This is a genomic window from Burkholderia sp. NFPP32 (assembly GCF_900119325.1).
GTDB lineage: Bacteria > Pseudomonadota > Gammaproteobacteria > Burkholderiales > Burkholderiaceae > Burkholderia > Burkholderia pyrrocinia_C.
This window is the reverse complement of the sequence record NZ_FPJP01000014.1, coordinates 198,264-209,426: the sequence shown is the minus strand read 5'-3', so window position 1 is coordinate 209,426 and position 11,163 is coordinate 198,264. Positions and strand designations below refer to the sequence as shown.

At 67.2% G+C, this 11,163-nt stretch carries 10 protein-coding genes; 3 read left to right on the top strand and 7 right to left on the bottom strand.

Annotated features, from left to right (window positions below; all coding sequences use genetic code 11):
* Positions 1–893 (top strand): integrase catalytic domain-containing protein (locus tag BT264_RS24735; RefSeq protein ID WP_143155761.1); only part of this gene is annotated, 893 nt, incomplete at its 5' end.
* A 234-nt stretch (positions 894–1,127) separates the two neighbouring features.
* Here BT264_RS24735 and BT264_RS24730 read toward each other — a convergent pair.
* Entirely contained in the window at positions 1,128–2,291 is a 1,164-nt protein-coding gene (locus BT264_RS24730) for a M20 aminoacylase family protein (RefSeq protein ID WP_072441424.1), read from the bottom strand.
* Between the two features lie 342 nt (positions 2,292–2,633).
* Between BT264_RS24730 and BT264_RS24725 the strand changes: the two genes are divergently transcribed.
* Entirely contained in the window at positions 2,634–3,707 is a 1,074-nt protein-coding gene (locus tag BT264_RS24725) for a type IV toxin-antitoxin system AbiEi family antitoxin (protein WP_072441427.1), read from the top strand.
* Positions 3,676–4,581 carry a nucleotidyl transferase AbiEii/AbiGii toxin family protein gene (locus BT264_RS24720; protein ID WP_072441430.1) on the top strand — a complete coding sequence of 302 codons (906 nt, stop codon included), beginning with the start codon at positions 3,676–3,678 and terminating at the stop codon, positions 4,579–4,581. Before BT264_RS24725 ends, BT264_RS24720 begins: the two co-directional genes overlap by 32 nt.
* Positions 4,582–4,629: 48 nt before the next feature.
* On the opposite strand, the gene BT264_RS24715 is transcribed toward BT264_RS24720, so the two are convergent.
* From BT264_RS24715 to BT264_RS24690, 6 genes are all read right to left on the bottom strand, one after another.
* Positions 4,630–5,046, bottom strand: coding sequence for a PIN domain-containing protein (locus BT264_RS24715; RefSeq protein ID WP_083534192.1), 417 nt, complete (start codon positions 5,044–5,046; stop codon positions 4,630–4,632).
* Positions 5,043–5,306 carry a type II toxin-antitoxin system VapB family antitoxin gene (gene vapB, locus BT264_RS24710; protein WP_047901212.1) on the bottom strand — a complete coding sequence of 88 codons (264 nt, stop codon included), beginning with the start codon at positions 5,304–5,306 and terminating at the stop codon, positions 5,043–5,045. The genes BT264_RS24715 and vapB overlap by 4 nt, the downstream gene beginning before the upstream one ends.
* A 250-nt stretch (positions 5,307–5,556) precedes the next feature.
* Positions 5,557–6,573 carry a GNAT family N-acetyltransferase gene (locus tag BT264_RS24705; RefSeq protein ID WP_072441749.1) on the bottom strand — a complete coding sequence of 339 codons (1,017 nt, stop codon included), beginning with the start codon at positions 6,571–6,573 and terminating at the stop codon, positions 5,557–5,559.
* Positions 6,573–7,412 (bottom strand): formyltransferase family protein, encoded by an 840-nt coding sequence (locus BT264_RS24700; RefSeq protein ID WP_072441434.1) that lies wholly within the window; start codon positions 7,410–7,412, stop codon positions 6,573–6,575. Before BT264_RS24700 ends, BT264_RS24705 begins: the two co-directional genes overlap by 1 nt.
* A gap of 87 nt (positions 7,413–7,499) precedes the next feature.
* Entirely contained in the window at positions 7,500–9,752 is a 2,253-nt protein-coding gene (locus tag BT264_RS24695) for a TonB-dependent siderophore receptor (protein WP_072441435.1), read from the bottom strand.
* 22 nt (positions 9,753–9,774) lie between these two features.
* Positions 9,775–11,151 (bottom strand): lysine N(6)-hydroxylase/L-ornithine N(5)-oxygenase family protein, encoded by a 1,377-nt coding sequence (locus BT264_RS24690; protein ID WP_072441437.1) that lies wholly within the window; start codon positions 11,149–11,151, stop codon positions 9,775–9,777.
* Positions 11,152–11,163: the final 12 nt, after the last annotated feature.

The window sequence follows — 11,163 nt, the reverse complement described above, 5'->3', positions numbered from 1 at the left end:
ACGATGAGCGCTACGTGCGCCTGCAGCACCTTTCAGCCTCTCACCTGTACAACCTGCGACGTTCGCAGGCTTATCGTCTGCATCACACGGTCTACACGAAGACTCAGGCCAATCCCAGAGGCGCGGCAATCGCCGTGCGCCGGGCTCCCGCGCCAGAGAACCGCCCCGGCTTCATCCGCATCGACAGCGTTCATCAGGGCAACATCGACGAACAGCGCGGCGTGTATCACATCAACGCCGTCGACTGCGTAACCCAGTGGGAAGTCGTCGCGACCGTGCCATCGTTGGAGCGGGAACACATGCTGCCGGTACTGCGCGACATGATTGACCAGTTTCCATTCCGTATTCTTGGCTTTCACAGCGATGGCGGTTCGGAGTACATCAATCACGAGGTCGCGAAGATGCTCAAGGAACAACTCATCGAGTTCACCCGCTCACGTCCACGACGCTGTAACGACAACGCCCTGGCCGAATCCAAGAACGGCAATGTCGTGCGCAAGCAATTCGGCTACGCGCATATACCGGCCGAGTGGGCGAAGCAGTTCAACGCCTTTTGCGTAGATCTGCTTAATCCGTTTTTGAACATGCGCCGACCCTGCCTTTTCGGTACCGAAGTCCCTGATCCCAGGAAGCCGGGCCGCATGCGACGCGTTCACCGAGCCGAAGATGTGATGACGCCGCTTGAGAAGCTAGCCAGCCTGCCCGACGTGGATGATTTCCTGCGCAAGGACATCACGATCGATCAACTGAAGCAGCACGCGCGCAGCCACACGGATGTCGAAGCCGCCCGCCAGGTTCGCCAGGCGCGGGAACGTCTGATGGGCAAGGTCGCCGACCAAACCCGGCCTCGCTACCCCGATGTATGGAGCCTGGCTCGGGCACGCCGCGCATAGCCCGCAAGGATGCGAACCGCTACGGGCTATGCCCGTCACAGCTTCCCCTCGCAACCGAGACTCCCCATACCCTAAAATGCAGTTCCCTTTAACGACCATCCAACCCCAAGTACTCCGCTCCTCCAGGCTCCTTTCGGTTTTGGAAAGTACTGCAGCCCGCGCGCGTCCCATTTCGGGGACGCGGCCGCGCTTGCGCATACCGTGCGGTGACCGCCGCGTCGCCACGCCGCTGCGTCAAACCAGGAACGCCTCGGCCAGCTTGACCCAGTACGACGCGCCCGTCGGCAACGCAGCATCGTTGAAGTCGTAACCGGGGTTGTGCACCATGCAGCCGCCCTCCCCGTCGCCGTTGCCGATGATCAAGTAGCAGCCCGGCCGCTTCTCGAGCAGGAATGCGAAATCCTCGCTGCCGGTAAGCGGCACCATCCCGTCGATCAGGTTCGCATCGCCCACCCACTCGCGCGCGACGTTGCGTGCGAACGCGGTCATCTCCGCGTCGTTGACGAGCACCGGGTAGCGGCGCTGGTAGTCGATCGTCGCAGTCGCGCCGAACACGGCCGCCTGCGCGTGCACGACTTCCTTGATCCGCATCTCGAGCAAGTCGCGCACCTCCGGTTTCAGCGCGCGCACCGACAGGCGCATCTGCGCGCGATCGGGGATCACGTTCGGCGCGTCGCCCGCGTGGATCGCGCCGACCGTGACGATCGCCATGTCGAGCGGCGACACGTTGCGCGACACGATCGTCTGCAACGCCAGCACGATCTGCGCGCACACGACGACGGGATCAATCGCCTTGTGCGGCACGGCGCCGTGGCCGCCGCGGCCCTGCACGTCGATGACCACGGTATCCGACGACGCCATGAACGGCCCCGGCAGAAAACCGAACTTGCCCGTCGGGAAGCCCGGCATGTTGTGCATCGCGAAGATCGCGTCGCACGGGAACAGCTCGAACAAGCCTTCGTCGAGCATCTTCTTCGCGCCGCCGAGCCCTTCCTCGGCCGGCTGGAAAATCAGGTTCAGCGTGCCGGAGAAGCGGCGCTCCCGGGCGAGATGCTTCGCGGCGGCAAGCAGCATCGCCGTGTGGCCGTCGTGGCCGCACGCGTGCATCTTGCCGGCGATCGTGCTCTGGTACGGCAGGCCCGTCGCCTCGTGGATCGGCAGCGCGTCCATGTCGGCGCGCAGGCCAAGGCGCTGCATGCCGTTGCCCACCTTCAACTGCGCGACGACGCCCGTGCCGCCGAGCCCGCGATGCACCGTGTAGCCCCACGACTGCAGTTGCTCCGCGACGAGGTCGCTCGTCGCGAATTCCTCGAAGCCCAGTTCGGGATGAGCATGGATGCGGTGCCGGATCTCGATCATTTCGTCGGCAAGGCCTGCGGGAATCACGCTGTGCGTCACGGTATCGTCTCCTGTGTCCGGTGGGGAATGTGCAGGCAAGGATATTCGGTTAACCGGCAACCGGGCAGACGGAAAGTCGTCGTGGTAGCAACTGGCAGTTGCCGTAGCGGGCGCGGTGCGCGGCAAGCGCAAGCCGGCCATCCGGATGACTGCCGCAGATGATCCGGACACGCGAAACTGTGCGCTCCGCATCGAATTAACGTGCATGAGGATCCGGCGATGACCGTTCAAACATCAAAAATAACTCCTATGCATCAAAGCATTACGGATATTTGTTCACTTTTTGACGTTTGTACATTTTTTGTGTACGCTGACAAAGAAGTGAACAAGCGATCGCCCCTGATGCCCGAGAATGCCCCCCTCCCGATGTCGGAACAGCATGTGCTCGACGAAGCCTGCGCCGCGTTCGAACGCGCGACCCGGCGCTTCAGGGCGCGGCCCATGCGCGTGCCGGCCGCGTATAAGGCGCGTGCCGACGCGATGATCCGCTTCGACGTTGCCGGGCAGGCCTTCGAGATGCCGGCCGCCGTGATCCTGCGCATCGAATCGCTGCCGGGCGCAGTCGCGGAATTGCGCCGCCGCGGCGGCGCTACCCCGATGCCCGGCGAACGGCCGCTGATGCTGATCGCGCCGCATCTTTCGGCCGAACTGGCCGCCGGCCTGACCGACCAGGGCATCCCGTTTCTCGACACCGCCGGCAACGCATGCCTGATTCAGCCGGAGGCGACCGTGATGATCGCGGGCCGGCCGAAGCCCGCACGCGCACCGCGCCGGCAGGCGTCGCGCGCGACGACGCCGAAGGGACTGGCCGTGATGTTCGCACTCGCGACGCAGCCGGGCCTCGTCGCGCAGCCGTATCGGGCGATTGCCGCCGCGTCGGGCGTCGCGCTCGGCACGGTCAATCTCGCGATGGACGATCTGATCGCGCGCGGCCTCGTCGGGCAGCGCCGCAATGGCGAGCGCCTGATTCCCGACTGGCCGCGCTTCGTGCAGGAATGGGTCGCGCTGTACCCGAGCCGCTTGCGCGCGAAACTGTCGAGCCGCCGGTTTGCCGGCCTCGCACCCGACTGGTGGCGCGGCTTCGATTTCGCGTCGTTCGATGCGCGGCTCGGCGGCGAGCCGGCGGCCGACCTGCTGACGCACGACCTCAAGCCGGCCGCGATCACCGTCTATACGCACGGCGCGGTGTCGAACCGCCTGCTGCTCCAGGCCCGCCTGCGTCCGGACGAGCGCGGCGACGTCGAAATCCTCGAAGCGTTCTGGCCGCGCTCGCCTGCGCTCGACTGGCGCGAGCAGGATGTGCCGCTCGTGCCGCCGCTCCTGATCTACGCGGATCTCGTCTCGTCCGGAGACAGCCGCAATCTTGCCGCCGCCGAACGGATCCATGACCGATATCTCGCCCATCCGCCCGCTTGAAGTCGATGCGCGCCGGCCGCTCGAGCCGGCGGCGGTCGCGCTGCTGCAAGCGGTCGGCAGCGCCTGCGCGCGCCTCGACGCGGCGTTCGTCGTCGCCGGCGCAACCGCGCGCGACATCCTGATGTGGCATGTCCACGGCATCCGGCCGGTGCGTGCGACGCGGGACGTCGACGTCGCGGTGTGCGCGGTGAGCTGGCCGTTCCACGAACAGCTCGTCGATGCGCTCGTCGCGACCGGGCAATTCACGCGCGCGCCGAAGCAGCAGCAGAAACTGCTGTTCGAAAGCGGAACGCACGGTTTTCGCACGGAGCTCGATCTCGTGCCGTTCGGGCCGCTCGAAACGCCGCCGGGCGAGATCGCGTGGCCGCCGGGCGGCGAATTCGTGCTGAACGTGCTCGGGTTCCAGGAGGCGGTCGACACGGCGCTGCCGGTGTCGATCGACGCGCGCACCGTGGTGCCGGTGGCCAGCCTGCCGGCGCTCGCGCTGCTGAAGTTGCTCGCATGGAAGGACCGGCGCGCGCGCCAGAACAGCGACGCGTACGACCTGCTGTTCCTGCTGCGCAATTATCACGACGCAGGCAATCGCGAGCGCATCTGGGAGGCCGCGCCGGACCTGCTCGAGACGCATGCGTTCCAGCCGGGCCTCGCCGCCGCCGCGCTGCTCGCGCGGGATGCGAAGCGGATTGCTTCGCCGCACACGCGCGACGCCATCCGCGCGCTGTTGTCCGACGCAGCGACCTACACGGCGCTCGGCCAGGATCTGCTGGCACGCGCGTTCGCGCAGTTGCCGGGCGAATTCATCGATGACGCCGACCGGTATCTCGACGCGTTCCGCAACGCATTCCTCGTCGATCCTCCCGCGCCGCACGCGTGACGCGCCGCTGCGAAACTGCAACGTCATCGCGCTTTCGCCGCACTGCGCTCAGGCCGCCCAGTCTTCGAGCGACAACCCGGCAACACGGCCGAATTCGCGGCCGTTGTTCGTGACGAGCACCGCGCCGGCCGCGATCGCGTGCCCGGCGATCGACGCATCGTTCGCGCCGATCGGCGTGCCGCGCACGGCGAGATCCGCGCGAATCGCGGCCGTTGCGTCGACGGCCGCCGTATCCCACGACAGCACGCCATCCAGCCGCGAAACAAACGCCGTCACGAGTTCCGCATGCTTCGGCGACGCCTTCCTGCCCACGGCCCCGAACCGCATTTCGGCATAGGTGATTGCCGACACGACGATCCGGTGCTGAGCGTTGACGCACGACTGCAACCGGGACAGCACCATGGGCGGCCGCTCGCGCATGATGAACGAACAAATGTTCGTATCGAGCATGTAAAGCGTGGTCACCGGCCGGACTCCGTCGGCGCGCCGGCATCGCCGGACAGGTCGAAGCGACCGGATTCGATGACGGCCGGGCGTTCGGCGAGGAAGTCGGCGTCGGCCAGCGGTTCGTTCGCGAACGACAGCCACGTGGGACGCACGGGGCGCAGCAGCAGCGTGTCGCCCTCGCGGCGGATCTCGAGTTCCGTCACCCCCTCGAACTCCATGTCCTTCGGGATGCGGATTGCCTGGTTACGGGCGTTCTTGAAAATGGAAACGGTGCGCATGAGCCACTCCATGGGGGTACGATGCGCCCATTTTAGACATATGTCGGCATATGTCAATTTCAGGGGACGCGGATCGGACGTCGCGCCCCATGCTGTCGCGGGTGTTTTTGCCATGCTGTCGGCCTGTCGTCGATGATGAGAGCGATTCATTCTTCACGACGCAGGCCGCGCGGTCCATATCCCGAACGGCCAATGCAGGCGCGATGCACGGCCGCGCGCAGCGTCGCACCGACGCTGCGCGCCCACCCCGTCACGGCAACCGGAAAGTGTCGAAGAATGTATCGCGCTCGATCACGGTGAGCGCCGCGCGCTTGTGCGGGAAGTCGAATTCCTTCAGCGTATGGAACCCGAGCCGGTGCATGTACGCGATATGCCGCACGTGATCGACGCGCGGCTCGCCGACGAGCCGCTGCGTGCGCGGTTCGTCGACGAACATGTAGTGCAGCACCCCGCTCCACCACGCATGCAGCTTGCCCGCGCTCTGGAAGCGCGAGTCGCCGATCAGCAGGTGCAGCCCGCGATCGTAGTCGTGCGCGTCGTAGAACGGCGCGAGGCGGTCCTCCTTCGCCCAGTAGAACTCGAAATAGCCGAACGGCGTGTCGTCGAAATAGCCGATCATCGGGTGCATGTGCGGATCGGCGAGCCGCTCGGCGAGATACGCCGCATGCTCGTCGCGCGTACCGCGCTGGTCCCAGAACTGCGCGACGCGATCGAGATTCATCCAGCCGCTGAACAGGTCCGCGTGCGCATCGATATCGACGGTGCGCAGGCTGAACGTCATCCCGACTTGCGGCATGGTGCGCGCGTAGATCTCGCCGGCCGGCGACGGCGGCCGCACCGGATGACGGTGGCCGTTCGTGATCGCGTAGCGCAGCGGCATCCCGCTCGACGCGGGCGCCCTCAGCCACGGCCGCGGGTTCTGCCAGAACGTCGTGCGCGACACGTTCAGGCGCAGCGTGTCGCCGGCGACCTGCGCGCCGTCGATCACGCCCTCGCGCACCGCGCGCGCCACGTACGACGCGACGGTCGCCGCACTGGCGCCACCGAGCGGCACCGAGATCGTTGCCGCGTCGTACCGCGTGTCGGTGTTGAACAACGGGACGAACGCCGCGAGCAGCCAGTCCGGCGAGTCGTCGGGATGCCATGCGTCGAGCGTGTGCTCGGCGACCTGCGTCGCCTGGCCATGCGCGGCGCCGTCGAGCGCGGCCGCCACCTCGCCTTCGACGGCATCCGCGGCGCCGGCCGGTTTCGTCAGCGTGTCTTCCATCACAGTGCTCCCGCGTCGTGGCGGTCGGCGAGCACGTGAAGCCCCCGCTCGAGCGCCGGAAACAGGCTGCGCTGGAAGTTGTTCCAGCGCAGTTCGAGAATCGTGTCGTCCGGCGCGATCGGCGTGTCAAGCACGTCGCAGATCACCTCGCCGGAATCGATGCCGTTGTCGACGTAGTGGAACGACGCGCCCGTCATCGTCACGGGTTCGACCGACGACGTCGCGCCGCTCGCCCAGTCGACCCGTTCGCCGCGCGCGCCGTGCAGCGCGTCGAGCGTCGCCCACGCGCCGCGCCGCTGGTACGGCGAATCGTCGGCCGTGATGCCCGGGTGGATGTTCGCGATGCGTCGGTGAAAGCGCGCACCGGGCCGCACGAGTTCGTCGAGGATCACGAGCAGCCCGTCGAGCACGACGACGTCGGCGTCGAGTTCGAGCAGGCGTTCGAGCAGGCGGCGCTCGAACGCCTGTTTGCCTGCCACCCGTTCGCGCGCGTCGCGCGGCAGCCGCCGGTACGTCGACGGAATCGAGCAGAACAGTTCGTCGACCGGCCGGCCCTGCACCGTCAACCCTTCCGGCAGGATCCACGGCCGGCCCGGCGTGCGCGCGAAGCCGTAGTCGGCCACCTTCGCGCGGTCGGCCGGCGAACCGTCGTCGTCGTCGACGATCACGCCCTTGAGCGTGTAGCGCTCGCCGAGCGGCGAGTCGTTCAGGCGCTCGACGAGGAATTCGAGCGGCGCCTTCATGTAGCGCGTGCCGCCCTGATAAGCGACCGGCTGGCCGGCGCGATCGGCCGCGCCGTTGCGCAGCGACTGGATGTAGACGAGATTTTTCTTCGGCATGGATGCGTCGTGGAAAAAGCGGACGAAGGCGCCGCGGCCGGCCCGCGCCGGCCACGAAGGCCGGCCGGCGGGCCGCGGCGCGCAACGTCACCAGTTGTATTTCGCGGTCGCGATCACCGTGCGGTCGGTGCCGAAAACGCAGACGTTGGCCGACTGGCAGCCGCTGATGTAGTGGCGGTTGGCCAGGTTCGTCCCGTTCACGGCAAAGCGCCAGTTACGCGTGTCGTAATGCACGCCCGCGTCGAACAGCGTGACGCTCGACACCGTCAGCGAGTTGTCGGCCGCACCGGCCGACGCGCTCTGGTAGCGCACGCCGCCGCCGAGGCCGAAGCCCGCGAGCGGCCCCGTGTGCCACGTCCAGTCGGCCCACATCGACGCCATCTGGCGCGGCCGCGGAATGTCGACCGGCCAGTTGTTCAGCGATACGTCGTTCGCCTTCACGTTCTTCACGTCCTGGTACACGTACGACGCGATCAGCGACAGGTTCCGCGTGACCTTGCCGGTCGCGCTCAGCTCGATCCCGCGCGAACGCACTTCACCGGTTTGCACCGACTTCGTACCGGTCGTGTCCTGACTCGGCAGCGCCGGCGTGATCCCGTTGGTCTGGTTGATCTGGTAGATCGCCGCGTTCAGCATCAGGTTCTTGCCGGGCGGCTGCCAGCGCAGGCCGGCCTCGATCTGCTTGCCGCGGGTCGGCTGCGGCAGCCCGCCGCCGAGCAGGTTCACGCCGATCAGCGGATTGAACGACGTCGCGTAGCTGACGTACGGCGACAGCCCGTAGTCGCCCTGGTACGTGAGGCCGACGCGGCCGGTGAACGCCGTCACGTCCGCCTTCGTCGACGTGCCGCCCGCGCGGTCGTCCATCCGCATGTTGACCCAGTCCTCGCGGCCGCCGAGCGTCAGCGTCCAGCGGTTCCATTTGATCTGGTCCTGCGCGTACAGCCCGAACGTGTTCATCGTCGTGTACGTGTTGGTGCGGATCGTCGAGTCGGGCGTGAACACCGCCGTCGTGACCGGCAGGTAGACCGGGTTGTAGATGTTCAGCGGCGGCGCCGCGGCGAGCCATTCGCTGTCGGTCGCGGTCTGGCGGTTGTACTGGAAGCCGAGCAGCAGCGTGTGCTGGAGCGGGCCCGTCGCGAAGCGGCCTTCCACGTTGTTGTCGATGTCGAAGCGGCTGTAGTTCATCTGGAACACGCCGGCCCAGCGCGACACGTCGGTCGTGCTGCCCTCGACGAAGCCGTTGCCGAACACCGAGCCGTTGTCGAGCGACAGGTGCATCAGGCGCACGTTCTGACGGAACTTCCACGCCGAACTCAGGTTCTGCTCGAACTGGTAACCGACCGACCACTGCTTCTTGCGGTAGTAGTTGAAGTTCGGGTCGCCTTCGTACACGTCCTTGTTGATCTGCCCGTTCGGGTTCGGCAGCACGGTGCCCACCGCCGGCAGGAAGTTCGACGAGATGTCGCCCCAGTCCTGCAGGTAGGTCGCGGACAGCGTCAGCGACGTATCCGCGTTCGGGCGCCAGCGGAACGACGGCGCGAGCGCGACGCGCTGGTCGTTGTTCGGGCCGGTCAGCGCATTGCCGTCGCGCGCGACGCCGACGAACCGGTACGCGTACTTGCCGTCCGCATCGAGCTTGTCGCCGACGTCGATCATGAACTGCTTGCGCGCGTAGTTGCCGATCTGCACACCGGCTTCGCGCACGCGCTCGCCGTCGGCGAGCTTGGTCTGCACGTCGATGATCGCGCCGGGGTCGCCCGCGCCGTACAGCACCGAGGTCGGCCCGCGCAGCACGGTGATGCTGTCGATCATGTACGGATCGACGCGCCAGCTCGCGAGGTTGATCGTGTTCGGCACCTGCAGCCCGTTCACGTAGGCGGTCGGCGTGAAGCCGCGCAGCGCCGCGTACCAGTCCGAACGGTTGTCCGAACCGTACGACGAGAAGCCCGGCACGTAGCGCAGCGCCGCGTTCACGTCGGTCGCGCCGGTCATCTCGATCTGCTGCGCGGTGACGACGTTGATCGTCTGCGGGATCTCGTTGATCGGCGTGTCGGTCTTCGTGCCGGTCCTGCTGCGCTTCGCGACGAGCCCGACCGTGCCGTCGCCTTCCGAAGCCGCGTTGACGGTGATCGCCGGCAGCGTGCCATTCGGCGTGCTATTCGGCGTGCCGTTCTGCGCACTGCTGGCCGACGCCGCGGCGCCAGCGTTTACGGCGGGTGCCGTCTGGGCGTAAGCCTGCCCCGCCGCAGCCGCACCGAACGCCACGCTCGCCGCGGCTGCGATCGCACGCAAACGCGTGCCTGTTGCCCACTCCATCTTTCTCTGCTCCACTTGTTTCATGCGGTTTCCGACCGCGCCTTTGTCAAAGAGCGAAAGCCATCCGGCCCGCGCTCACCCCGTTTTCGTGTCGTTTTTCGTGCGACTCCCGGGCCGCGCCATCGTCATGGCCGGGCGCGATCCCGTCTTCGAGCGACGCGCAGATCTCGTCCGCGCGACGCGCCAGTACCGACAGCAGCGTGTCGGACAATCCGTGGCTGTCTTCGCAGCAGCCTTGCAGGTAGATGCGCGGCGCGAAGTGCTCAGGCGTCGCGAGCAGGTAGTCGCGCGTCACGTCGCCGCGCGTGAGCGCATCGCCCAGGTGCGGCGCGAGCCCTTCGAGCAGCGCGGAATGCGTATCGCGGCGATAGCCGGTCGCGAGCACGAGCGCGTCGAAGCGCTCGACGCGCGTCGCGCCGCTCATCCGGTCGCGCAGCGTCAGCTCGATGCGGCCGTCGGCGGTGCGCACCGCGGCCTCGATCGCGCTGTTCGCGAGCAGCGCATGACGCGGCGTGCCCTCGATGCGCTGCAGGTACAGCATTTCGTAGATCTGCTCGATCAGCGGCCGGTCGACCACCGCGTAGTTGGTATCGCGATAGCGCTCGAGCAGCGCGCGGCGCGCGTCGTGCGGCTGCGCATAAACGACGTCGGTGAACTCGGGGCTGAAGATCTCGTTGACGAACGGGCTGTCGTCGGCCGGCTTCAGCGCACCTGCGCGCATCACGAGGCTCGCGTCGACATGCGGGAAGCGGCGCGCGAGGTCGATGAACACCTCGGCCGCGCTCTGCCCCGCGCCGATCACCGCGACGCGCCGGCGCTCGCCGTCCGGCGACGCGACGAGCCGGTCGATATCGGTCAGATACGACGACGAATGGATCACGCGGTCGCGGCCGAGCGCGGCGAACGCATCCGGAATCGCCGGCGTGCCGCCGACGCCGACCGACAGCGCGCGCGTGACGCGCTGGCGCTCGCGGCCCGCGGCATCGCGCGACAGCACGCGCAGCGCGTCGATCCGCGCGCCGTCGCCGCGCACCGGCTCGATCGCCAGCACGGTCTCGCTGTAATGGACGCGGTCGTCGAATGCATCGGCGACCCAGCTCAGGTAGTCGTGGAATTCGACGCGGGTCGGATAGAAGTTCTTCAGGTTGACGAATTCGTTCAGGCGGCCGCGTTCGAACAGGTAGTTGATGAACGTGTAGCGGCTTTTCGGATCGCGCATCGTGACGAGATCCTTCAGAAACGAGATCTGCATCCTGCAGTCGTCGAGCAGCATCCCGCGATGCCAGCCGAATTCCGGCTGGCGCTCGACGAAGCAATGGGCGAACGTGCGTGCGCCGGCGCGCTCCGCGAGGCGAATGGCCAGCGCCAGATTCGACGGCCCGAAGCCGACGCCGATCAGGTCGAAAACGGTTTCTCTCTGCATGTCTCAGCTCCC